The 23,005-nt window shown below is 66.4% G+C and carries 18 protein-coding genes and 1 other RNA gene; 10 read left to right on the forward strand and 9 right to left on the reverse strand.

The genetic code is table 11. The annotated features are described in order from the left end of the window. The first annotated feature begins 14 nt into the window (after positions 1 to 14). From DCN14_RS19485 to DCN14_RS19495, 3 genes are all read left to right on the forward strand, one after another. Positions 15 to 1,202, forward strand: a complete 1,188-nt coding sequence (locus DCN14_RS19485; RefSeq protein WP_096503778.1) for a type 1 glutamine amidotransferase — start codon at positions 15 to 17, stop codon at positions 1,200 to 1,202. Between the two features lie 114 nt (positions 1,203 to 1,316). After that, on the forward strand, positions 1,317 to 2,012 hold the full coding sequence (locus DCN14_RS19490) for a DUF2968 domain-containing protein (RefSeq protein ID WP_096503706.1): 696 nt from the start codon (positions 1,317 to 1,319) through the stop codon (positions 2,010 to 2,012). 426 nt (positions 2,013 to 2,438) lie between these two features. After that, entirely contained in the window at positions 2,439 to 3,734 is a 1,296-nt protein-coding gene (locus DCN14_RS19495; RefSeq protein ID WP_096503708.1) for an MFS transporter, read from the forward strand. Between the two features lie 89 nt (positions 3,735 to 3,823). Here the strand turns inward: DCN14_RS19495 and DCN14_RS19500 are convergent, their stop codons facing one another. Continuing rightward, positions 3,824 to 5,734 (reverse strand): tetratricopeptide repeat protein, encoded by a 1,911-nt coding sequence (locus DCN14_RS19500; RefSeq protein WP_096503710.1) that lies wholly within the window; start codon positions 5,732 to 5,734, stop codon positions 3,824 to 3,826. A gap of 58 nt (positions 5,735 to 5,792) precedes the next feature. Here DCN14_RS19500 and DCN14_RS19505 point away from each other — a divergent pair, with 58 nt between their 5' ends. After that, positions 5,793 to 7,448: an FAD-dependent monooxygenase gene (locus DCN14_RS19505; RefSeq protein WP_096503712.1), complete on the forward strand. Its 1,656-nt coding sequence runs from the start codon at positions 5,793 to 5,795 to the stop codon at positions 7,446 to 7,448. Positions 7,449 to 7,456: 8 nt separating this feature from the next. Here DCN14_RS19505 and DCN14_RS19510 read toward each other — a convergent pair whose 3' ends face one another. From DCN14_RS19510 to DCN14_RS19525, 4 genes are read right to left on the reverse strand one after another with little or no spacing between them, the layout of a single operon-like run. Continuing rightward, on the reverse strand, positions 7,457 to 7,708 hold the full coding sequence (locus DCN14_RS19510) for a formate dehydrogenase subunit delta (RefSeq protein ID WP_096503714.1): 252 nt from the start codon (positions 7,706 to 7,708) through the stop codon (positions 7,457 to 7,459). Positions 7,709 to 7,715: 7 nt separating this feature from the next. Continuing rightward, positions 7,716 to 10,667 (reverse strand): formate dehydrogenase subunit alpha, encoded by a 2,952-nt coding sequence (gene fdhF / locus DCN14_RS19515; RefSeq protein ID WP_096503716.1) that lies wholly within the window; start codon positions 10,665 to 10,667, stop codon positions 7,716 to 7,718. 17 nt (positions 10,668 to 10,684) lie between these two features. Further along, a complete protein-coding gene (locus tag DCN14_RS19520) occupies positions 10,685 to 12,262 on the reverse strand; it encodes a formate dehydrogenase beta subunit (RefSeq protein WP_096503718.1) in 1,578 nt (525 codons plus the stop codon). Next, positions 12,259 to 12,759 carry an NAD(P)H-dependent oxidoreductase subunit E gene (locus DCN14_RS19525; RefSeq protein ID WP_096503720.1) on the reverse strand — a complete coding sequence of 167 codons (501 nt, stop codon included), beginning with the start codon at positions 12,757 to 12,759 and terminating at the stop codon, positions 12,259 to 12,261. Before DCN14_RS19525 ends, DCN14_RS19520 begins: the two co-directional genes overlap by 4 nt. 131 nt (positions 12,760 to 12,890) lie before the next feature. On the opposite strand from DCN14_RS19525, the gene DCN14_RS19530 reads away from it, so the two are divergent. From DCN14_RS19530 to DCN14_RS19540, 3 genes are all read left to right on the forward strand, one after another. Then, the gene (locus DCN14_RS19530; RefSeq protein WP_096503722.1) at positions 12,891 to 13,997 is read left to right on the forward strand and encodes a substrate-binding domain-containing protein; all 1,107 of its coding nucleotides are present in this window, start codon (positions 12,891 to 12,893) and stop codon (positions 13,995 to 13,997) included. Between the two features lie 101 nt (positions 13,998 to 14,098). Continuing rightward, complete coding sequence (locus DCN14_RS19535; RefSeq protein WP_096503724.1) at positions 14,099 to 14,368, forward strand: hypothetical protein; 270 nt, start codon at positions 14,099 to 14,101, stop codon at positions 14,366 to 14,368. 301 nt (positions 14,369 to 14,669) lie between these two features. After that, positions 14,670 to 15,017 carry a DUF4148 domain-containing protein gene (locus tag DCN14_RS19540; protein WP_096503726.1) on the forward strand — a complete coding sequence of 116 codons (348 nt, stop codon included), beginning with the start codon at positions 14,670 to 14,672 and terminating at the stop codon, positions 15,015 to 15,017. A 268-nt stretch (positions 15,018 to 15,285) separates the two neighbouring features. Here DCN14_RS19540 and ssrA read toward each other — a convergent pair. The 4 genes from ssrA to ompA form a co-directional block, all read right to left on the reverse strand. Next, positions 15,286 to 15,655: a transfer-messenger RNA gene (gene ssrA / locus DCN14_RS19545) on the reverse strand. A 17-nt stretch (positions 15,656 to 15,672) separates the two neighbouring features. After that, positions 15,673 to 16,389: a phosphoglycolate phosphatase gene (gene gph, locus DCN14_RS19550; RefSeq protein WP_096503728.1), complete on the reverse strand. Its 717-nt coding sequence runs from the start codon at positions 16,387 to 16,389 to the stop codon at positions 15,673 to 15,675. A gap of 13 nt (positions 16,390 to 16,402) precedes the next feature. Further along, on the reverse strand, positions 16,403 to 17,101 hold the full coding sequence (ubiG, locus tag DCN14_RS19555; RefSeq protein WP_096503730.1) for a bifunctional 2-polyprenyl-6-hydroxyphenol methylase/3-demethylubiquinol 3-O-methyltransferase UbiG: 699 nt from the start codon (positions 17,099 to 17,101) through the stop codon (positions 16,403 to 16,405). Positions 17,102 to 17,253: 152 nt separating this feature from the next. Further along, a complete protein-coding gene (gene ompA, locus DCN14_RS19560; RefSeq protein ID WP_096503732.1) occupies positions 17,254 to 17,922 on the reverse strand; it encodes an outer membrane protein OmpA in 669 nt (222 codons plus the stop codon). Between the two features lie 539 nt (positions 17,923 to 18,461). Here ompA and gyrA point away from each other — a divergent pair. The 3 genes from gyrA to serC all read left to right on the forward strand — a co-directional run bounded on the left by gyrA (position 18,462) and on the right by serC (position 23,002). Beyond that, entirely contained in the window at positions 18,462 to 21,065 is a 2,604-nt protein-coding gene (gene gyrA, locus DCN14_RS19565) for a DNA gyrase subunit A (protein WP_096503734.1), read from the forward strand. An 82-nt stretch (positions 21,066 to 21,147) separates the two neighbouring features. Further along, positions 21,148 to 21,747: a DUF2059 domain-containing protein gene (locus DCN14_RS19570; protein ID WP_059448245.1), complete on the forward strand. Its 600-nt coding sequence runs from the start codon at positions 21,148 to 21,150 to the stop codon at positions 21,745 to 21,747. A 172-nt stretch (positions 21,748 to 21,919) separates the two neighbouring features. Continuing rightward, positions 21,920 to 23,002: a 3-phosphoserine/phosphohydroxythreonine transaminase gene (serC, locus tag DCN14_RS19575; RefSeq protein ID WP_096503736.1), complete on the forward strand. Its 1,083-nt coding sequence runs from the start codon at positions 21,920 to 21,922 to the stop codon at positions 23,000 to 23,002. Positions 23,003 to 23,005: the final 3 nt, after the last annotated feature.

Below are 23,005 nucleotides of genomic sequence, written 5' to 3' on the forward strand. Positions count from 1 at the left end.
ACCAGACCATCGTCATGAGCGAAAACACGCCTCCCCCGGCCGGTCTGCCCGGCACCTCTTCCGCTTCTTCCGATTCCCCACGTTCCGATCCGGCGAAAACGCCCGCCGTGCCCGCCGCGCAGGTTGCTGCCGCGCAGAACGTCGCCGAGGACGGCGCATCGCCGGTCACGGCGGCGTCGGAGCCGGGTGCGCCCGGTGCGACGGGCGCCGCCGCTGAAGGCAATGCGGCGCCGCCGAAACCCGGCGCACCGCCGCCCGGCTTCGGCGCGCCGCCCGATTTCGACACGCCGCGGCCGCCGCCTGCGAGTGCGCAGAATGCACCGCCGGCCTACCTGAAGCACAGCGATACGCCGTGGTCGGTATTCGGCCGGATCGTCGCGGCGCGTGCGCGCCGGCTGTTCGACCGTGCCGGGCAGCGCATCACGCAGCGTACGCTGCGCATCGGCGTGTCGGCGCGGATCTTCCATCCAGAGCCGGGCGCGAAGGGGCTGCGCGGCAAGACGCTGCAATATCTCGAGGAATCGATCGCGCACTGGGTGATGTCGCGCGACGTGCTCGTGTTCATGATTCCGACGGTCGGGCATCAGGGCATGCTGCATCCGAGCAACATCCGCCTGCGCGACTACGCGAAACATCTCGACGGCCTGCTGCTGCAAGGCGGCGCCGACGTGTCGCCGCAAACCTACGCGGCGTCGGATGCGCACCCCGAATGGCCGGGCGACCGTGTACGCGACATGTACGAGCTGGAGCTGTTTCACGAATTCGTCGAGTCCGGCAAGCCGGTGCTCGGCGTGTGCCGCGGCTGCCAGCTGATCAACGTCGCGTTCGGCGGCTCGCTGTACCAGGACATCGCGACCGACGTGCCGACCGCGAATCCGCACGTGAGCGAGCATTACGACCAGCATCGCCACGCGATCCGCTTTCCCGACACGTCGACGCTCGCGAGCATGTTCCCCGGGCGCAGCGAAGCGATCGTCAACTCGATCCACCATCAGGCGATTCGCGATCTCGGCCGCGATCTGAACATCGAGGCCGTGTCGGCCGGCGACGGGATCATCGAGGGCATTCGCTACCGGCGCGCGCCGTTCGTGGTCGGCGTGCAATGGCACCCGGAGTTCCATCGCGCGGGCGGCGCCGAACTGCTCGATTGCACGCCGCTGCTCGATGCATTCCTGCGCGCGGCGCGCGAAACCCGTCTGTAGCAAGCGCGGGCGCAATATTGCTGGAAGGCCGGCCGCATCCCGCCATGTTCGGGATGCGGCCGTCCGGTTTTGAACGATAATCGCGAGTTCCGATTCGTTCGCCGGAGTCTGACGTTGGCCTTCCGAAATTTCCCTTCCGCACGATGCGCAACCTGGATCGTTGTGATGGCTGCCTGCGCGTACGCGAGCGCCGCGTGGTCCGCCGACGCGACCGCGCCCGTAGCGGGCACGCGCCCCGCGGTCACGAGCCTGAGCGGCGATGCGGCACCGGCTTCGGCGTCGTCCGCGACCGACGCCGGCACGCAAGGCAACGTCGCCGAACTCGCGCAGATGCTGCACGGCGGGCGCCTCGTCGAGATGCGCACCACGTACAACGGCAGCTATGGCGCGAGCCTGATGTTCGATCCGGACGAGATGACGTATTACGTCGCGCTGTTCCAGGACAAGCATCTGTGGCGCGTGATCAAGTCGCAGGAAAAGAATCGCGCGGAGATGGTGTATGCGAACTTCGTCCAGCAGACGGTCCAACTCGCGGAGGTCGAGATCCGGCGCACCGAATTGCAGGCGCAGAAAGCGTTTCTCGAACGCGTGATTGCGCTGCAGGCGACCCGCGCGCAGCAACTGCAGGCCGATCTGAGCGTCGCGCGCAGCCAGCAGGCCCAGGTCGCGCAGCGGCAGAAGTCGGCGCAGGAACAGACCCAGGCGCTGCAGGTCGAGAAGCGGGCGGCGCAGATCCAGTTGCGCGATCTGCAGGAGCAGGTGCGGCAACTCGAGCGGCAGGCCGAAACGGGATTGCCTGCGCGCAAGTGACGAAGTGACGATACGCCGGTCCGGTGGATCGGCGAACGGACGAAACCCGGCGATGCGTGCTTCGCCGGGTTTTTTATTGGGCGGTCGTCAGCGCTCGGGCAGCGGCGGGAGCGCCGCGATGTCCGGCCGAAACCGGCGGCGGGCGTGCCGGTTGTCGATACGGAAGATCCGGCACCCGCGATCGACCGATCCGATTCGGCGTACTTGTCGGGGCGACGCGTACGAGCCGCGGGAAACCACGGTAACTGCAGGCCGGGTACAAGGCAATTGTCGGCTTCGCGTGGCATCATTTGCGGACGATGCCGGCACGCATCGATACGCGACGTGCTGCCGGCTGACAGCGATGTCCGTGCCCCCGATCGGCGTGACACGCATCGTCGGATCCACACGGCGCAAAGCTTGCGCCAGCCGAGCTGAGAGAAAAACATGTCCACTGCCTCACACGCCGTCGAGCAGGAATCGAAAGTCCGTACCGTTTTCCGGGTCGTCAGCGGCAATTTCCTGGAAATGTACGACTTCATGGTCTACGGGTATTACGCGTCGGCCATCGCGAAAACGTACTTTCCGAGCGGCAATGCGTTCGCGTCGCTGATGCTGTCGCTGTCGGTGTTCGGCGCGGGCTTCCTGATGCGGCCGGTCGGCGCGATCGTGCTCGGTGCGTACATCGATCATCACGGCCGCCGCAAGGGGCTGATCCTGACGCTCGGGCTGATGGCGCTCGGCACGCTCACGGTCGCCGCGGTGCCCGGCTATGCGACGATCGGCGTGCTCGCGCCGGCGCTCGTGCTGCTCGGCCGGCTGCTGCAGGGCTTTTCGGCGGGTGTCGAGCTCGGCGGCGTGTCGGTCTACTTGTCCGAGATCGCGACGAAGGGCCACAAGGGGTTCTATACGTCGTGGCAATCGGGCAGCCAGCAGGTCGCCGTCGTATTCGCCGCGTTCGTCGGCGTGCTGCTGAATCGCGCATTGCCGGCCGAGGACATGAGCGCGTGGGGCTGGCGCATTCCGTTCCTGATCGGCTGCCTGATCGTGCCGTTCCTGTTCCTGATCCGGCGTTCGCTGAAAGAGACCGACGAGTTCCTCGCGAAGCGCCATCGTCCGACGATGGGCGAGATCATGCGCTCGATGCTGGAGAACTGGGGCGTCGTGATCGCCGGCATGGGGATGGTCATCATGACGACGGTGTCGTTCTACATGATCACCGCGTACACGCCGACGTTCGGCAAGGAAGTGCTGCACCTGTCGTCGCTCGACGCGCTCGTCGTGACCGTCTGCGTCGGCCTGTCCAATCTCGTCTGGCTGCCGCTGTCCGGCGGGCTGTCGGACCGTATCGGCCGCCGCCCGGTGCTGATCACGTTCACGGTGCTCACGCTGCTGTCGGCTTATCCGGCGGTGCAGTGGCTCGTCGCGGATCCGTCGTTCCTGCGGCTGCTCGCGGTCGAGCTGTGGCTGTCGTTCCTGTACGGCTCGTACAACGGCGCGATGGTCGTCGCGCTGACCGAAGTGATGCCGGCCGACGTGCGTACCGCCGGCTTCTCGCTCGCATACAGCCTTGCGACGACGATCGGCGGTTTCACGCCGGCGATCTCGACGCTGCTGATTCACCAGACCGGCAACAAGGCCGCGCCGGGGCTGTGGCTGAGCGTCGCCGCGATTTGCGGGCTGATCGCGACGCTCGTGCTGTATCGCACGCCCGAGTCGCGCAACCAGTACAAGGCGGCCTGACACCGCAGGCGACGCCTCGGAATCGTGTTGAATGAAAAAGGGAGCGCAGCGCGCTCCCTTTTTTCGTATGCGATCGGGCGTTCAGGTATTCAGCCGTCGCGTAGCGTGTCGGCAACAGCCGTCGCCACGTCGAACCATTGCCCCGGTGCGGGCTGACGAGCGAGCGTGGCTTGCGGATACCACGGGCAGTCGCGGCGGGTGAACCACCGCCAGTCGGCAGCGAACGGCAGCATGATCCACAGCGGCTTGCCGAGCGCGCCGGCGAGGTGCGCGACGGCAGTATCGATCGTGACGACGCCGTCGAGCCGTTCGATCAACGCGGCCGTGTCGGCGAAATCGTTCAGGCGGCCGTCGAGACGATGCACGCGCGGGTGCGCATCGACGCGTGCCCGTTCGTCGTCGTCGAGCGCCGGCTGCAGCACGACCCAGTCGATGTCGGGCAGCGCGAGCAGCGGCGCGAGTGCGTCGAACGGCATCGAGCGGTTTTCCTGCGCCTGCCGGCGCCCCGACCACGCGAGGCCGAACTTGCGCTTCGACTGCCCGCCGAGCGAGCCGCGAAAGCGCCGGCGCGCGCTGTCCGGCGCGCCGAGGTAGCGCGTGTCCGCGACGATCTCGGCCGGCTGCAGTCCGAGCAGGAACGGCAGGCTCATCAGTGTGCATGCGACGTCTGCGGCCGGCAGCTTCGCGGCGCCCTGTGCAACGAGCGTCACGCGCCAGTGCGCGGCGGCCGGTGCGAGCAGCGCGACGAGTTCCGGCTGCACCTCGAGCACCACGCGGGCGCAGCGCGCGCGCGCCAGCGGCACGAAGCGGACGAACTGCAGCGTGTCGCCGAACCCCTGTTCCGCGCGGATCAGCAGCGTGTGCGACGCGATCGGCTCGCCTTGCCAGCGCGGCAGCGCGCCGAGCGTCGGTGCGCCCGGCGTGTCGTGGCGCGTTTCGTAAGCGGGCAGGCCGCGGGTGAAGTCGCCCAGCGTCAGCAGCGTGACGGCGCGGTGCAGTTGCGCGAGCTTCAGGTCGGGCGCGACGCGCAGCGCCTGGTCGAATGCGCGCAGCGCCATTTCGTGCGCACCGAGCGCGTGATGCGCGTTGCCGAGGTTCAGCCACGCGAGACCGAACGACGGATCGAGCCCGACCGCGCGTTCGTAGTAGGGCAGCGCATCGCGCTGGCGCGCCTGCGCGCTCAGCGCGTTCGCGAGCCCGAAGAGTGCGAGTGGAAACGGCGGGTGCAGGGCAAGCGCGGCTTCGAACGCGGCGGCGGCTTCGACGTGACGGCCGATCGCCTCGAACGTGTTGCCGAGATTGAAATGCGCGGCGACGAAACGCGGTTGCGCGGCGATCGCGGCCTGGAAGTGCGCGATCGCGTCGTCGGCCCGGCCCATCGCGTTCAGCGCCATCGCGAGATTGTTGTGCGCGCCGGCGTGTCCCGGCCGCAGCGCGAGTGCGCGATGGAATGCGGCGAGCGCGTCGTCGTGACGGCCGAGCGCGTTCAGCGCGTTGCCGAGGTTGTTGTGGATCGACGCATCGTCGGGCGTGAGCCGAAGCGCGCGGCTGAATGCATCGACGGCATCCTCGTGGCGTTGCAGCGCCGCATACGCGTTGCCGAGGTTGTAGTGCGCGAGCGGAAATTCGGGCGCGAGCGTCAGCGCGTTGCGAAAGCGGTCGATCGCTTCGTCGAGCCGGCCGAGTGCCTTCAGCGCGTTGCCGAGGTTGAGCTGCAGCGCGGCGTCGCCCGGGCGCAGCGCGACCGCGCGCCCGACGAGATCGGCCGCCTCGGCATGTTGCCCCTGCTGATGCCGCAGCACGCCGAACAGATGGAGTGCGTCGGCGTCGGCGGGGTTGGTGGCGAGCGCGGCACGGTAGCCGTGCTCGGCCTCGGCGAGGTGGCCCGCGCGGTGCGCGGCGTACGCTCGGTCGAATGCGGAATCCATGACGCGAAAACTGACGGAAAGCGCGTATTTTCCCACACTGCGTGGGGGCACCCCAGATCGGCCGGTCGGCATATGGCCCCGTCACGCGGAGCGGCGTAGACTTGCAGGATCGCGTGTCATCGAGGTTCTCATGGCTGACACACTGCTCGACATTCCACCCGTGCTGATCGCCGGCGCCGGGCCGACCGGCCTTGCCGCCGCAATGAGTCTCGCTCGGGCTCGCGTGCCGGTGCGCATCATCGACCGGCTCGTCACGCCCGCGCCGTATTCACGAGCGATCGGCATCCAGGCGCGCACGCTCGAATTGCTGGAGCAGCATCGCGCGGTCGAACCGTTCCTCGCGCTGGGCCATCGCGCGCATGCGGCCGCGCTGCATGCGGACGGCCGCGTGATCGCGCGGCTCGATTTCGACCCGCTGCAAACGCGCTATCCGTATCTGCTGTTTCTCGACCAGAGCATCACCGAGCGGCTGCTCGCCGAGCACCTCGCAGGGCTCGGCGTGACGGTCGAGCGTGGCGTCACGCTCACCGCGTGCGAGGCAGGCGGCACGTCGCTCGACGTGAAGATTCGCGGCGCCGACGGTCTCGAACAAGCGTTCGCGCCGTCATACCTGATCGCCGCCGACGGCGCGCACAGCACGGTCCGCCATCTGCTCGGCGTCGGCTTTGCCGGGCATGCGTTCGAACAGACTTTCCTGCTCGCCGATTTCGCGGCGATACCCGACTGGCCGGAAGAGGAGATTCACCTGTTCACGACGTCCAACGGCATCGCGGGGCTGTTCCCGATGGGCGGTGGCCGCTTCCGGCTTGTCGCCGACCGGCCGCCCGGCAGCGATGCATCGCCCGAGACGTCGACGCCGTCGCTTGCGGAATGCGAGGCGATCGTGCGTGCGCGCGTGGGCGCGTCGATCTCGCCGAGCGATCTCGCGTGGTCGTCGTATTTCCACCTGCACAGCCGGATGGTCGATCGGCTGCGTCACGGGCGCGTGTTTTTCGCGGGCGACGCCGCGCACGTCCACAGCCCGGCGGGCGCGCAGGGCATGAACACGGGCATTCAGGAAGCGTTCAATCTGGGCTGGAAGCTCGCGCGCGTGCTCGGCGTGGGCTCGCCGGAACGGCTGCTCGACACGTATCACGCGGAGCGTCATCCGATCGAGCGCGACGTGTTGCGGCAGACCGGCCTCGTCACGCAGATCGTCGAAGCCGACCACGGCGCGATGAAGCTGCTGCGCGATCATGTCGTGCCGCTGCTGGCGTCGTTCGGGCCGCTGCGCGATGCGGTGCGGCGCACCGTCAGCGAGCTCGGCGTGCAATACCGGAAGAGCGCGCTCACGCTCGAACGCGTGCTCGATGGCGGGCCGCGGGCCGGCGAGCGCGCGCCCGATGCGCTTGTGCACGTCGTCGACGGGCCGCTCGGTCAGGCGCCCGGAACCGCGCGGCTATACGACCTGCACGATCCGGCGAGCTTCACGCTGCTGCTGCTCGAGGAACCGGTCAACGGCGAAGCGGGCGAGACGGCCGATGTGCCGCCGATCCCCGCGGATGCGCAGGCGCTCGTGCAGGGGCTGGAGCGGATCATGCCGGGCGCCGTGCGTGCATGGCGCGTCGCCGATGCCGCAAGCGACGGAGCGGACGGGCTCGCGCAGGCGTACGGCCGCTCGAGGCCATCGTTCTATCTGCTGCGGCCCGACGGTTACATCGCGGCGCGCGGCCGCACCGCAACCGATGCGAACGCGCTGCTGCGCCATTGCGAAAGCTGGTTCGCGGGCATGTCGCTGCCCGCGTAGCGGAGCGCTCAGGCAGACGCGGCGGCCGGCACGAGCGAAGCGCGGTGCGCGGCGATCGCGGCGAGCACGATCGGTGCCGCGCGTTGTGCGGCGGCGCTCGACGGATCGTCGAGCGCGGCGAGAAACGCGCGGCGCATCCGCGGCGCCCAGAAGCGCCGGATATGTTCGGCGATCCCGGTCAGCGCTTCTTCGCGATCGGGCATCGATTCGAAGAAAGCGCCGATCTGGTTGGCCATGTCGATCAGGTGTCCGTTGTCCATCGCGTCCTCACTTGCCCGTCGTCACGGCAGCCTGCGTGCCGGCGCGGCGCTCGAGCAGGTCGAGCTGCTCCGAGTTGAAGCGCGCGTACGCACGCTGCCAGTCGGACGGTTGCGCCACCGGCATCACCTGCACGGCTGTCACCTTGTATTCCGGGCAATTCGTCGCCCAGTCGGAACTGTCCGTCGTGATCACGTTCGCGCCCGATTCGGGGAAGTGGAACGTCGTGTACACGACCCCCGGCTGCATGCGCTCGGCCACGAGCGCGCGCAGCACCGTATGACCGGCGCGCGATTCGATGCCGACCCAGTCGCCGGTGCGGATCCCGCGATCCTCCGCGTCGTGCGGATGGATCTCGAGGCGGTCCTCTTCGTGCCACTGGACGTTTTCGGTGCGACGGGTCTGCGCGCCGACGTTGTATTGCGACAGAATGCGGCCCGTCGTCAGGATCAGCGGATAGCGCTGCGTGACCTTTTCCGGCGTCGGGATGAACTGCGTGATCACGAACCGGCCCTTGCCGCGCACGAATTCGTCGATGTGCATCGTCGGCGTGCCTTCCGGCGCCTGTTCGTTGCACGGCCACTGGATGCTGCCCATCGCGTCGAGCTTCTCGTACGACACGCCCGAGAAGGTCGGCGTGAGCCGCGCGATCTCGTCCATGATTTCCGACGGATGCGTGTAGTGCATGTCGTAGCCGAGCGCCTGCGACAGCAGCAGCGTCACTTCCCAGTCCGCGTAGCCGGCGAGCGGCGGCATCACCTTGCGCACGCGCGAGATGCGGCGCTCCGCGTTCGTGAACGTGCCGTCCTTCTCGAGGAACGTCGAGCCCGGCAGCAGCACGTGAGCGTATTTCGCGGTTTCGTTCAGGAAGATGTCCTGCACGACGATGCATTCCATCGACGACAGCGCGGCGGCGACATGCTGCGTGTTCGGGTCCGACTGGACGATGTCTTCGCCCTGGCAGTAGAGCCCCTTGAAGCTGCCGTCGAGCGCTGCGTCGAACATGTTCGGAATGCGCAGCCCCGGTTCCGGTTGCAGCGTGGCCGACCATGCCTGTTCGAACTGCGTGCGGACGACTTCGTCGCCGATGTGCCGGTAGCCGGGCAGCTCGTGCGGGAACGAGCCCATGTCGCACGAACCCTGCACGTTGTTCTGGCCGCGCAGCGGATTGACGCCGACGCCTTCGCGGCCGATGTTGCCGGTCGCCATCGCGAGGTTCGCGATGCCCATCACCGTCGTCGAGCCCTGAGCGTGTTCGGTCACGCCGAGACCGTAGTAGATCGCGGCGTTGCCGCCGGTCGCATAGAGGCGCGCGGCTTCGCGCACCAGCGCCGCCGGCACGCCCGTCACGTCCGCGGTCGCTTCCGGCGAGTTCTCGGCGCGCGACACGAACTCGCGCCATTGCTCGAATGCACGCGTCTCGCAGCGCTCGGCAACGAACGCGTCGGCGACGAGCCCTTCGATGACGATCACGTGCGCGAGGGCATTGACCATCGCGACGTTGGTGCCGGGCCGCAGTTGCAGGTGATGCGTGGCCTTCACGTGCGGACCGTCGACCACGTCGATGCGGCGCGGATCGATCACGATCAGCTTCGCGCCTTCGCGGATGCGCCGTTTCAGGCGCGAGCCGAACACCGGGTGGCCGTCGGTCGGGTTCGCACCCATCACGACGATCACGTCGGCGTGGCCGACGGACGCGAAGGTCTGCGTGCCGGCCGATTCGCCGAGCGTCGTCTTCAGGCCGTAGCCGGTCGGCGAATGGCACACGCGGGCGCAGGTGTCGACGTTGTTGTTGCCGAACGCGGCGCGCACGAGCTTCTGCACGAGGTAGGTTTCCTCGTTCGTGCAGCGCGACGACGTGATGCCGCCGATCGAATCGCGGCCGTACTTCTGCTGCAGCTTGCGGAACTGCGTCGCCGCGTAGGCGAGCGCTTCTTCCCAGCTGACTTCGCGCCACGGATCGGTGATCTTCTCGCGGATCATCGGCTTCGTGATGCGGTCCTTGTGCGTCGCATAGCCCCACGCGAAGCGCCCCTTCACGCAGGCGTGGCCTTCGTTCGCGAGGCCGTTCTTGTGCGGCGTCATGCGCACGACCTGCGTGCCCTTCATCTCCGCCTTGAACGAGCAGCCGACGCCGCAATACGCGCAGGTGGTGATGACCGAATGCTCGGCCTGGCCGAGCTGGACGACGGACTTCTCCTGCAGCGTGGCGGTCGGGCAGGCGGCGACGCAGGCGCCGCACGATACGCATTCCGAGGCCATGAACGATTCGCTTTCGCCGGCGGCGACGCGCGATTCGAAGCCGCGCGCGGCGATCGTCAGCGCGAACGTGCCTTGCGTTTCCTCGCACGCGCGCACGCAGCGGTTGCATACGATGCACTTCGACGGATCGTACGTGAAGTACGGATTCGATTCGTCCTTGGTGTCGCGCAGGTGATTCGCGCCATCGAAGCCGTAGCGCACTTCGCGCAGCCCGACGACGCCGGCCATGTCCTGCAGTTCGCAATCGCCGTTGGCGGGGCAGGTGAGACAGTCGAGCGGGTGATCGGAGATGTACAGCTCCATCACGTTACGGCGCAGCGATTGCAGCCGGTCGGATTGCGTGCGCACCTTCATGCCGGCTTCGGCCGGTGTCGTGCACGACGCCGGGTAGCCGCGCCGGCCTTCGATTTCGACGAGGCACAGACGGCACGAGCCGAACGGTTCGAGCGAGTCGGTCGCGCAAAGTTTCGGGACGTTCACGCCGGCTTCGATCGCGGCGCGCATCACCGACGTGCCGGCCGGCACCGTGACCGGCCGGCCGTCGATTTCGAGCGTGACGTCGGTGTCGGCATGGCGTTGCGGCGTGCCGTAGTCGGTATCGTCGAACGGATCGAGCGCGCGTGCCTGTGCGGCGCTCTTGCACGCGCATTGGCCCGAGCCGCAGCCGCCTTGGCGGACGTTGTTCGTGTCGAGTGACATGCAGGGCTCCTTCTGGATCAGGCCGCAGCCTTGACCGGACCCGCCGCGGCTTGCTTGCCGGCGGCGAGCCCGAAATCTTCGGGGAAATGGTCGAGTGCGGACAGCACCGGGTACGGCGTCATCCCGCCCATCGCGCACAACGAACCGGCCAGCATCGTGTCGCACAGGTCGCGCAGCAGCGTGACCTGCCGCTCCGACGTGTCGCCCTGGCGGATGCGGGCGATCGTCTCGACGCCGCGCGTCGATCCGATCCGGCACGGCGTGCACTTGCCGCACGATTCGATCGCGCAGAACTTCATCGCGTATTCGGCGAGTTCGGCGAGATTCGACGTGTCGTCGTGCAGCACGATGCCGCCGTGACCGACGACTGCACCGATCGCCGTATAGGCCTCGTAGTCGAGCGGCACGTCCCATTGATGTTCGGGCAGGTAGGTGCCGAGCGGGCCGCCCACTTGAGCGGCGCGCGCGGGGCGCCCGCTTGCCGTGCCGCCGCCGTAGTCGAACAGCAGCTCGCGCAGCGTGACGCCGAATGCGAGTTCGACGAGCCCGCCGTGACGGATGTTGCCCGCGAGCTGGAACGGCAGCGTGCCGCGCGAGCGGCCCATTCCGTAGTCGCGATAGAACGCGGCGCCGCGTGCGAAGATCACCGGCGCCGTTGCGAGCGTGATCACGTTGTTGATCACGGTCGGCTGGCCGAACAGGCCGGCGAGCGCAGGCAGCGGCGGCTTCGCGCGCACGACGCCGCGCTTGCCTTCGAGCGATTCGAGCAGCGCCGTTTCCTCGCCGCACACGTACGAGCCTGCGCCTTTCGCGACGTGCAGGTCGAACGCATGCGCGGAGCCGAGCACGTGTTCGCCGAGCCAGCCGGCTGCGCGGGCGCGCTCGATCGCGGTTTCGAGCGCCGCGATCGCGTGCGGGTATTCGCTGCGCACGTAGATGTAGCCGAGCGTCGCGCCTGTTGCGATGCCCGCGATGATCATCCCTTCGATCAGGCAGTACGGATCGCTTTCCATGATCAGGCGGTCGGAAAACGTGCCCGAATCGCCTTCGTCCGCGTTGCAGACGATGTATTTTTGCGCGGCGCTCGCGTGCCGGACGGTGCGCCACTTGATGCCGGCCGGGAAAGCCGCGCCGCCGCGGCCGCGCAGCCCCGATTCGATCAGCGTCTCGCATGCGGCGTCGCCGTCGAGCGCGAGGGCGTTTTTCAGGCCGGCGAGGCCGTCGTGCTTCAGGTAATCGTCGATCGACAGCGGATCGGTCAGGCCGATGCGCGCGAAGGTCAGGCGCTGCTGGCGGGCGAGATACGGCAACGCGTCGACGAGGCCGACGCCGCTCGGATGCACGCCGCCGTCGATCCAGTTCGCGTCGAACAGGGCCGGCACGTCGGCGGCCGACAGGTTCGCATAGCCGACGCGTCCGGCGGTCGTGCCGACCTCGACGAGCGGCTCGAGCCAGAGCAGCCCGCGCGAGCCGTTGCGGATCAGCTCGATCTCGATGCCGCGCCGTTCGGCTTCCGCGACGATTGCGCCGGCCAGTGCATCGGCGCCGAGTGCCAGCGCGGACGAATCGCGCGGAACGTAGATGCGGGTCGTCATGCGGCCTCCGGGGTGTGAGCGGCCGCGTCGGCGAGCAACGCGTCGAATTTCTCCGGCGTGACCTTTGCGTGCAGCACGCCGTTGACCGTCATCGACGGCGATTGCGCGCACAGCCCGAGGCAGTAGACCGATTCGAGCGCGACTGCATCCGGCGCGTGCGCGTCGGCGCCGTTGCCGTGTGCCGCGTCGAACCGGCAACCCGTGCGTGCTTCCGCGTGCGCGGCCAGTGCCTCGCAACCCATGCTGCGGCACGCTTCGGCGCGGCACACCTGGATCGTCACGCGCGCGGGCGGCGTGGTGCGGAAGTGATGGTAGTAGGTGAGCACGCCGTGGACTTCCGCGCGCGACAGGTTCAGCGCCTTCGCAAGCGGCGCGACGCAGCCCGCCGGCACGTAACCCGCGTCGTCCTGGATCGCGTGCAGGATCGCGACGAGCGAGCGGCCGGCGCGCGCATGGCGCTCGACGAGCGCGTCGGGCGCATGGGAATTCGGGGACATCGGTTATGCTCCTCCAAAGTCTCATATGCGCTCGAAATTCATATAGTGCGCACCGGGACTTCGTTCTGATTGATTTTAGCCAACGATAAGCGGAAGATTTCGCGGTCGCAATAGGAAATCGGAGTACATAATTGGTTCGAATCGAATGCGACGCGTATCTGACCGTACGCGACACCGAGGGCCGCACGGCCAGTCTGTCGGACGTCGCGCCGTTGCTGGAGCTGGTGGCCGACACGGGCAGCATCGCGCAGGCCGCGCAGGTGAAAGGGCTGTCGTATCGGCACGCGTGGGGCATGCTGCGCGCGCTGGAGGCGTGCGTCGGCGCGGAGTTGATCGAAACCGCGCGCGGCAAGGGATCGACGCTGTCGGAGCTCGGGCAGGCGATCGTCGATGCGCAGCGCCTCGCGCGCAGCCGTCTCGACGGCAACCTGCGCGCGCTGGCGGCCGAAGTGGCGAGCGACCTGAATCGGCGGCTCGCGCAGCGCGACGGCGCCGTGCGCATTCATGCGTCGCACGGCTACGCGGTGGCGGCACTCGTTTCCGCGCTCGTCGACGTGCAGGCAGCCGTCGACATCAAGTATCGGGAGAGCGTCGAGGCGGTGCAGGCGCTTGCGCGCGGCGAATGCGAGCTGGCCGGCTTCCATCTGCCGCGCGGCGCATTCCGTGAGCAGTGCGCGCAGATCTACCGGCCGTGGCTCGACGATACGCGTCATGTGCTCATTCATCTGACGCGTCGTCAGCAAGGGTTGTTCGTGCCGCGCGGCAATCCGAAGCAGGTCCGCGGGCTCGCCGATCTCGCCCGCAACGACATCCGCTTCGTCAACCGGCAGCCGGGGTCGGGCACCCGGATGTTGCTGGATCTCGCGCTGCGCGCGATCGGCATCGATCCCGAGCGCATCGACGGCTATGCGTCGGCCGAGCTCACGCACTCGGCGATCGCGGCGTTCGTCGCGAGCGGGATGGCCGACCTCGGCTTCGGCGTCGAACCGGCCGCCCATCATTTCGGGCTCGATTTCATCCCGGTCGTCGACGAGGACTACTACTTCGCGTGCGAGCGGGCGCGGCTCGACTCGCGGCCGCTCGCCGGCGTGCTGGCATTGTTGCGCGATGCGCGTTTCGTCGAGCGTGTCGCGCATCTCGACGGCTACGATCCGGCCGCCTGCGGAACGCTGACCGGCATCGCGATGGGGCTGGCCGGCAGCGACGGCGCGGCCGCGACGGACGGCAATGCGCGGTAACGAGGCCCGGATTGGACCGCGCTGCAGCAGCGGGGGATTTGCGCTACGCTTGCCGCTTGATCAACGTTCCAACAAGCACGCCGTTCAGGCGTCATCCCGCCATGAAACTTTCCGTTCCCCTCTCCGCGGCAGCGTTGACCGCGGGGCTTCTGGTCGCCGTATCGCCGTTTGCGTTTGCGCAGAATTCGCCGGGCGTACCCGGCGGCATCCTGAGCGACCAGTTTCGCCTGAACGAGCATCCGCAGATGCCGTTCGCTGCGTCGGCGCCGTCGCAGAAATATCAGTCCGGCAAGAAGTCGTCGCTGCGTCGCAAGGGTGACTTGGGTGACCCGAACGGCTGCAACCTGAAGTGCCCGATGGATAGCCAGTAAAGACGGACGCAGGCGCGCTGCACGGTTACCGGCACGCGTCTGGCCGATGGCCGCACGGGGTCCGTGCGGTTCTCTCCGAGCCCCGCGCAGCTTGCTGCTTCGCGGGGCTCGTGCTTTTTGGCGCGGCGCCGTGCAAGAGGACGAACGGGGAGGGGATGAATATAGGGTTAACCCTGAATTCTGGAAGGATGTCTTCCACAAACCTGCCTTATTCTTAAGCACTCACCTACATAAACTTTGGTTTGTCAGCGGTGAACGAGGTGTCCACCGCGAAAACAGACAAATGTGGAGGTAGGTCATCATGAAGTCGCTCGTTCAAGCCGTTGTCGTTGCTGCCGCTCTCGTTGCCCCGGTCGTGTCGTTCGCGCAGTCCGGCTCGGCACTCACCCGCGCACAGGTTCGCGCCGAACTGGTTCAACTGCAGCAAGCGGGTTACAACACGGCCCGCGGCGAAGATCCGCACTATCCGGAAGCCATCCAGGCTGCCACCGCGCGTGTCGCCGAGCAGCAGCGCCTCGCCCAGGCACAGGGTGCCGACGCCAGCGGGTACGGCGCACAAGCGCAAGGCGCATCGGCATCGGGTTCGCGCGCAATGGGCGTGCGCCCGGCCAGCGCGGAAGAAATGAAGTCGCTGTATCGCGGCAGCTAAGTCGCGCATCGCCCGGTAGGCCGCGTGCCGGGTGCGACGATGCGTCGCGCTCCGGTTGCGGTGCCGGGCGGCAAGCCGTCGGCGGTCGACGATCGCGCGGACGGCACCGAACACCCGTCACCTCCTGTCGCCGGTATATCGGCGGCATTCCGCCCGGCCCGTCCGTGGCTGGGCGCTTTTTCGGAAGGAGCGGGGGGTATGGTTTCACCGGCAACAAAAAACCCCGCAGACTTGCGTCGTGCGGGGTTCGTGCGTCAAGCGCGGAATTTGGTGGAGGCGGCGGGAATCGAACCCGCGTCCAGAAGCGCTCCACGACTAGTTCTACATGTTTAGTTCAGTCATTTGATTTAACCGCAGCGACGCGGACGAACACGCTGCACTACGGCGATTCGCTAGGTTTTCGACCCTGGCGTCGCGACGCCGACAGGGCTTAACTGACGTAAATGACCTCTGGCGGTATTGCTACCGGTCTTGCGACACTAGCCCGTCAGTGAACTAGGCAGAGGACGGCGGCCGTTAGGCTGCCAGTGCGAACGTATCGTCGTTTGCAGTTACGATTTTCCCATTGATTAACGAGGTGACGGGTCCTCGACATGCCCTAGCCGCTTCACAACCCCTGTCGAAACCAGGTCGCCCCCGCGGATAAGATCGAACATTATATCCCAACATCGCTCAGCAGTTCGCGCAGTTGCTGCGTCGTGCCGACGAGATGCTGTGCTTGCCAGTCGGCCGGCGCGGCGCCGTCGCCGCAGTAGCCGTACGCGGCCGCGACCGTCGCCATGCCCGCCGCGCTGCCGGCCTGGATGTCGCGAAGATCGTCGCCGACATAGACGATGCGCGCCGGCGCGAGCGACAGGCGCTCGGCCGCATGCAGCAGCGGGGCCGGATGCGGTTTCGGGTGCGGCGTCGTGTCTCCGCCGACGACGCAGGCCGCGCGCTGCGCGAGGCCGAGCAACTCGACGAGCGGGGTGGTGAGGCGCATCACCTTGTTCGTGACGATGCCCCAGCGCACGTCGCGCGCATCGAGTTCGTCGAGTACGTCGCCGATGCCGGGGAACAGCGTCGTGTGCACGCAGATGTCCGTCGCGTAATTGGCCAGGAATTCGTCGCGCATCGCTTCGTAGCCGGGTGTTTGCGGGTTGATGCCGAATGCGCCGCCGAGCAGGCCGCGCGCGCCGGCCGATGCCAGCGGCCGCAGCACGTCGAGCGGCGTTTCCGGCAGGTCGCGCACTCGCTGCATCTTGTGGACGGCCGCCGCGAGATCGGGTGCCGTGTCGGCGAGCGTGCCGTCGAGGTCGAACAGCACCGCATCGCAGTGCAGCAGGCGCGGCTCGTCGAGTGCGGCCTGCGCGGTCGAAAGAGGAGTCGTCATGCCGGTCGGAAGGTCACGCGCCGCGGCGGCACGCGACGAGGTAGTTGATGTCGGTGTCGTTCGACAGCGCGAAGCGCTTGCCGATCGGGTGATAGGTGATGCCCTTGATGTCGACGATGTGCAGATCCGTCGCGCGCACGAAGCCGGCCAGTTCCGACGGGCGGATGAAGCGCGCGTAGTCGTGGGTGCCCTTGGGCAGCATTTGTGCGATGTATTCCGCGCCGATCACGGCGAACAGGTACGACTTCAGGTTGCGGTTCAGCGTCGAGAAGAACACCCAGCCGCCCGGTTTCACGAGCGTCGCGCACGCGGAAACCACGCCGGCGGGCGACGGTACGTGCTCGAGCATCTCCATGCAGGTGACCACGTCGTAGCTGCCTGGCTCGCGTTCGGCGATCGCTTCGGCGGCGATCGCCTCGTAGTCGACCGTAATGCCGCTTTCGAGGCTGTGCAGGTCGGCGACGCCGAGCGCTTCGGTCGACAGGTCGATGCCTTTCACCTGCGCGCCGAGTCCGGCCATCGATTCGGACAGGATGCCGCCGCCGCAGCCGATATCGAGTGCGCGCTTGCCGGCCAGGTGGGCATGTGCGTCGATCCAGCCGAGCCGGACCGGGTTCAGGTCGTGCAGCGGCTTGAATTCGGCATTCGGATCCCACCACCGATGGGCGAGGTCGCTGAATTTCTGGAGTTCGTGCGGATCGGCGTTGGTCATGTCGGCAAACGGGCTACGGAAGGAGGGCGGTGCGTCGGTACGTCAGCCCCGAGTATATAAGCGGGCGGACGACGAGGCCAGCGAGCGCCTGAACGGGCGTCAAAGAAAAAGCCCCGCCGGAGCGGGGCTTTGAAGCAGTCGAAAACCGTGGCTTAGTTTGCCGGAACGGTCGTCTTCTGGACTTCTTGCGTACCGACCACTTCGACTTCCACGCGGCGGTCCGGTGCGAGGCAGGCGATCAGCTGCTTGCGGTTCTTCTGGTTGCAGCCAGTCGTAACCGGGTTGCGCTTGCCCTTGCCTTCCGTGTAGATCTTGTTCGACGGAACGCCCTTGCTGACCAGGTACGACTTGACAGCTTGCGCACGGCGCAGCGACAGACGGTCGTTGTACTTGTCCGAACCGATGCGGTCCGTGTAGCCCGTAGCGACGACCACTTCCGTGTTCATGCCTTCGATCTTCGAAGCCAGTTCGTCCAGCTTTTGCTTGCCGGCCGGCTTCAGCGTTGCCTTGTCGAAGTCGAACAGCGCGTCGGCTTGGTACGTGATCTTCTGGCTGGTGATGGCCGGAGCGACCGGAGCGACCGGCGGCTGCGGTGCCTGGGCGACCAGTGCGCCATCGCACTTCGCGTTGGCGGTGGCCGGCGTCCAGAACGCGTCACGCCAGCAGAGCTCGTTCGTGCCGTTCATCCACACCCATTCGCCCGTGCCGTTCACCCAGTTGTCGTTGACGGCTTGACGCGACGCCGGCACCGACTGTGCCGAAGCGGATGCAGCCATAACTGCGGTAGCTGCAATGAACGCGAGCTTTGAAAGTTTATTCATATTTCTCCTCTCGAAATTGAGATTACCGCAGGTTTACTGCGAGCCTGTTGACGGTGACAAGTCATACATTGCTCGAAGTATAACATTGGTGCGGCACAAAAAACGCGGCACCGCTCTGTGTAGACTTCGAGCAGCGTCTAACTTTCAGTGCGTTGGCATTTTGCCATATCGTTCCCTTCCTACGAAAAAAAATCCTCCCAACCCCAAGATCGCCTCAACGTTTGTGGTGCATGCGCAACACCGGCCTGCCGTAACTTTTAGAGATTGTCAAGAGCGGTCGTGAGAAATTGCGGGAAAGTCGGCAAGTGGTTTACTCGTGGGCGTGACGCGGATCCGGTGCAACCCTGATCCGTGTTGAAGGGTACGATCGCGGTCGATCCGGCCCGTATCGCCGTGGCTACGATTTTTGCTGTCTACATATAGTGTGTGGCCGGCGAATTGGCGGCTGATGGGCGCATGTTAGAATCTCGCGTTGCGTTGCGCATGCAGCGCCCACGCGAAAGGCGTTCGCCGTCTTCGCTCCGAAACGATACGGATACATGGATCAATTCGCCAAAGAGACCCTGCCCACCTCCCTAGAGGAGGAAATGCGCCGTTCGTATCTCGATTACGCGATGAGCGTGATCGTCGGACGTGCCCTTCCGGATGTCCGCGATGGCCTGAAGCCCGTGCACCGGCGCGTACTGTTCGCGATGCACGAACTGAACAACGACTGGAACCGCGCGTACAAGAAATCGGCGCGTATCGTCGGTGACGTGATCGGTAAGTACCACCCTCACGGCGATACCGCGGTGTACGACACGATCGTGCGGATGGCGCAGGACTTCTCGCTGCGCTACATGCTGATCGACGGGCAGGGCAACTTCGGCTCGATCGACGGCGACAATGCCGCGGCGATGCGTTACACCGAAATTCGCATGGCGAAGATCGGTCACGAGCTGCTGGCCGACATCGACAAGGAAACGGTCGACTTCGAGCCGAACTACGACGGCAACGAGATGCAGCCGTCGGTTCTGCCGTCGCGCATTCCGAATCTGCTGATCAACGGCTCGTCGGGCATCGCGGTCGGCATGGCGACCAACATCCCGCCGCACAACCTGAACGAAGTCGTCGATGCGTGCCAGCATCTGCTGGGCAACCCCGAGGCGACGATCGACGAGCTGATCGAGATCATTCCGGCACCGGACTTCCCGACGGCCGGCATCATCTATGGCGTCGCCGGCGTGCGCGACGGCTACCGCACCGGGCGCGGCCGCGTCGTGATGCGCGCGGCCACGCACTTCGAGGAGATCGACCGCGGCCAGCGGATGGCGATCATCGTCGACGAGCTGCCGTACCAGGTCAACAAGCGCTCGCTGCTCGAGCGTATCGCCGAACTCGTCAACGAGAAGAAGCTCGAAGGCATTTCCGACATCCGCGACGAGTCGGACAAGAGCGGCATGCGCGTCGTGATCGAGCTGAAGCGCGGCGAAGTGCCTGAAGTGGTGCTGAACAACCTGTACAAGGCGACGCAGCTGCAGGACACGTTCGGCATGAACATGGTCGCGCTCGTCGACGGCCAGCCGAAGCTGCTGAACCTGAAGGAAATCCTGCAGTGCTTCCTGTCGCATCGACGCGAAGTGCTGACGCGCCGCACGATCTACGAACTGCGCAAGGCCCGCGAACGCGGCCACGTGCTCGAAGGTCTCGCGGTCGCGCTCGCGAACATCGACGAATTCATCGCGATCATCAAGGCCGCGCCGACGCCGCCGATCGCGAAGCAGGAGTTGATGGCGAAGCCGTGGGATTCGTCGCTCGTGCGCGAGATGCTCACGCGTGCCGAGACGGACAACGCCGCGGCAGGCGGCCGCTCCGCGTATCGTCCGGAAGGCCTGAACCCGGCATTCGGGATGCAGACCGACGGGCTGTATCGCCTGTCCGACACGCAGGCGCAGGAAATCCTGCAGATGCGTCTGCAACGCCTGACCGGTCTCGAGCAGGACAAGATCATCGGCGAGTACCGCGAAGTGATGGCGCAGATCGCCGACCTGCTGGACATCCTCGCGCGCCCCGAGCGGATCACGACGATGATCGGCGAAGAGCTGACGTCGGTGAAGGCCGAATTCGGCGACGCGCGCCGCTCGAAGATCGAGCTGAACGCAACCGAACTGAATACGGAAGACCTGATCACGCCGCAGGACATGGTCGTCACCATGTCGCACGCCGGTTACGTGAAGTCGCAGCCGCTGTCCGAGTATCGCGCGCAGAAGCGCGGCGGTCGCGGCAAGCAGGCGACGCAGATGAAGGAAGACGACTGGATCGAGACGCTGTTCATCGCGAACACGCACGACTACATCCTGTGCTTCTCGAACCGCGGTCGCGTGTACTGGGTCAAGGTCTATGAAGTGCCGCAGGGCTCGCGCAACTCGCGCGGCCGCCCGATCGTCAACATGTTCCCGCTGCAGGAAGGCGAGAAGATCAACGTCGTGCTGCCGGTCAAGGAATTCTCGGCCGACAAGTTCATCTTCATGGCGACGTCGCTCGGCACCGTGAAGAAGACGCCGCTCGAAGCATTCAGCCGCCCGATGAAGAAAGGCATCATCGCGGTCGGCCTCGACGAGGGCGACTACCTGATCGGCGCCTCGATCACCGACGGCGCGCACGACGTGATGCTGTTCTCCGACGCCGGCAAGGCCGTGCGCTTCGACGAGAACGACGTGCGCCCGATGGGCCGCGAAGCGCGCGGCGTACGCGGCATGCAGCTCGAGGACGGGCAGCAGGTCATCGCGCTGCTGGTCGCCGGCAGCGAAGAGCAGACCGTGCTCACCGCCACCGAGAACGGCTACGGCAAGCGCACGTCGATTACCGAGTACACGCGTCATGGCCGCGGCACGAAGGGGATGATCGCGATCCAGACGTCCGAGCGCAACGGCAAGGTCGTCGCCGCGACGCTCGTCGACGCCGAGGATCAGATCATGCTGATCACGACCGCGGGCGTATTGATTCGTACCCGTGTGTCCGAGGTTCGCGAGATGGGGCGCGCCACGCAAGGTGTTACACTCATCAGTCTCGATGAGGGTACCAAGCTCTCCGGCCTGCAGCAGATCGCGGAAGCCGAAGAGGGCGATGGCGAGGCCGACGAGGCGTCGGACGGCGAAGCCTGAGAACGGATGAGACTCGAGCCGCCGCAGGCGTAAGACGCCGCGGTCGGCGAGCAACCATTCATATTTCCAAGAGGGAGTGATGATGCAAAAGCAATTCAAGCAACTGGTTCTGCTGGCTGCACTGGTGCCGACGTTCGCGATGGCGCAAGCGCTGTCGAATTCCGCGCCGGCTGCAACCGCAGCAGCTGCGCCGATCGACGCCGACAAGAAGGCGGCGATCAAGGATCTGCTCGACGCGATCGACGCGCCGAAGCTCGTGTCGGCTATCGGCAACAGCGCCGAAATGCAGGCAAAGCAACTCGTTCCGGCGATCCTGTCGGACGCGCTGTCGGAAAACAAGACGCTGAACGACAAGCAGAAGCAGGCTGCCGTGCCGACGCTGCAGAAGAACGCGGTGCCGAAGCTGGTTGACGGCGCGGGCAAGGTGTTCGGTACGCAGCAGTTCCAGAGCGACGCGATGTCGGCTCAGTACGACGCATACGCGAAGTACTACAGCACGTCGGAGATCAAGGATCTGACGACGTTCTACAAGAGCCCGACGGGCCGCAAGTTCATCCAGGTTCAGGATCAGGTTGGCCGCGACGTGGTCAACGGCCTGATGCAGAAGTACATGCCGCAAGCGATCCAGGCAACGCGCGCACAGGCTGACAAGGAAGTCGCGGCAGTCAAGCCGGGCAAGTAAGCCGTCCGGGCACGCGCCCGGCCGTTCGGCCGGGTTTGGCGGGAGCCTGATGACAGTGCGATAATGGCCGTTTGCGCGCGAGCGCAAGCGGCCATTCCTTTTCTGGCGCGGCCCAATTGCAACTGACACGCGGCGGCAAGCCGCCGGTCGCGTCCCTCCCGAGGTTTTCACGATGCGCGTCTTTAATTTCTCCGCCGGCCCTGCGGCGCTGCCCGAGGAAGTGCTGCGGCAGGCTGCCGACGAAATGCTCGACTGGCATGGCAGCGGCATGAGCGTGATGGAGATGAGCCATCGCGGCAAGGAATTCATGTCGATCCACGAGGCGGCGCTGGCCGACCTGCGCGAGCTGCTCGGCGTGCCGGCGAGCCACCGGATCCTGTTCCTGCAGGGCGGCGGCATTGCCGAGAACGCGATCGTGCCGATGAATCTGCTCGGCTCGCGCAAGACGGCCGACTTCGTCGTGACGGGCTCGTGGTCGCAGAAGTCGTTCAGCGAGGCGAAGAAATACGGCACGCCGCATCTGGCCGCGTCGGGCAAGACGGCCGACGGGTTCACGCGCGCGCCGGGCCGCGCCGAGTGGCAGCTGTCGGACGATCCGGCCTACGTGCATCTGTGTACGAACGAAACGATCGACGGCGTCGAGACGTTCGAGATTCCGGATCTCGGCGACGTGCCGCTCGTCGCGGATGTGTCGTCGCACATCCTGTCGCGCCCGATGGACGTCGCGAAATACGGCGTGCTGTTCGGCGGCGCGCAGAAGAACATCGGGATGGCCGGCGTGACGGTGCTGATCGTGCGCGAGGATCTGCTCGATCGCGCGCAGCCGATCTGCCCGTCCGCATTCGAATGGAAGACCGTCGCCGCGAACAACTCGCTGTACAACACGCCGCCCACCTATGCGATCTATATCGCGGGCCTCGTGTTCCAGTGGTTGAAGCGGCAGGGTGGCCTCGAGGCGATGGAGGCACGCAATATCGAGAAGGCGAAGCTGCTCTACGACACGATCGATGCGAGCAGCTTCTATCTGAACAAGGTCGAGCCGGCGGTGCGTTCGCGGATGAACGTGCCCTTTTTCCTGGCCGACGAAACGCGCAATGAAGACTTCCTTGCCGGCGCAAAGGCGCGCGGGCTGCTGCAGCTGAAGGGCCACAAGTCCGTCGGCGGCATGCGGGCGTCGATCTACAACGCGGTGCCGCTCGAGGGCGTGAAAGCGCTCGTCGAGTACATGAAGGACTTCGAGCAGCGCGGCGCCTGAGCG

The sequence above is a fragment of the Burkholderia sp. IDO3 genome (assembly GCF_003366075.1).
Lineage (GTDB): Bacteria > Pseudomonadota > Gammaproteobacteria > Burkholderiales > Burkholderiaceae > Burkholderia > Burkholderia anthina.

Coding starts and splice junctions, on each gene's coding strand:
- DCN14_RS19485 (WP_096503778.1), top strand. CDS start 15: ATGAGCGAAAACACGCCTCCCCCGGCCGGTCTGCCCGGCACCTCTTCC.
- DCN14_RS19495 (WP_096503708.1), top strand. CDS start 2,439: ATGTCCACTGCCTCACACGCCGTCGAGCAGGAATCGAAAGTCCGTACC.
- DCN14_RS19500 (WP_096503710.1), bottom strand. CDS start 5,734: ATGCCGACCGGCCGATCTGGGGTGCCCCCACGCAGTGTGGGAAAATAC.
- DCN14_RS19505 (WP_096503712.1), top strand. CDS start 5,793: ATGGCTGACACACTGCTCGACATTCCACCCGTGCTGATCGCCGGCGCC.
- DCN14_RS19510 (WP_096503714.1), bottom strand. CDS start 7,708: ATGGACAACGGACACCTGATCGACATGGCCAACCAGATCGGCGCTTTC.
- fdhF (WP_096503716.1), bottom strand. CDS start 10,667: ATGTCACTCGACACGAACAACGTCCGCCAAGGCGGCTGCGGCTCGGGC.
- DCN14_RS19520 (WP_096503718.1), bottom strand. CDS start 12,262: ATGACGACCCGCATCTACGTTCCGCGCGATTCGTCCGCGCTGGCACTC.
- DCN14_RS19525 (WP_096503720.1), bottom strand. CDS start 12,759: ATGTCCCCGAATTCCCATGCGCCCGACGCGCTCGTCGAGCGCCATGCG.
- DCN14_RS19535 (WP_096503724.1), top strand. CDS start 14,099: ATGAAACTTTCCGTTCCCCTCTCCGCGGCAGCGTTGACCGCGGGGCTT.
- DCN14_RS19540 (WP_096503726.1), top strand. CDS start 14,670: ATGAAGTCGCTCGTTCAAGCCGTTGTCGTTGCTGCCGCTCTCGTTGCC.
- gph (WP_096503728.1), bottom strand. CDS start 16,389: ATGACGACTCCTCTTTCGACCGCGCAGGCCGCACTCGACGAGCCGCGC.
- ubiG (WP_096503730.1), bottom strand. CDS start 17,101: ATGACCAACGCCGATCCGCACGAACTCCAGAAATTCAGCGACCTCGCC.
- ompA (WP_096503732.1), bottom strand. CDS start 17,922: ATGAATAAACTTTCAAAGCTCGCGTTCATTGCAGCTACCGCAGTTATG.
- gyrA (WP_096503734.1), top strand. CDS start 18,462: ATGGATCAATTCGCCAAAGAGACCCTGCCCACCTCCCTAGAGGAGGAA.
- DCN14_RS19570 (WP_059448245.1), top strand. CDS start 21,148: ATGCAAAAGCAATTCAAGCAACTGGTTCTGCTGGCTGCACTGGTGCCG.
- serC (WP_096503736.1), top strand. CDS start 21,920: ATGCGCGTCTTTAATTTCTCCGCCGGCCCTGCGGCGCTGCCCGAGGAA.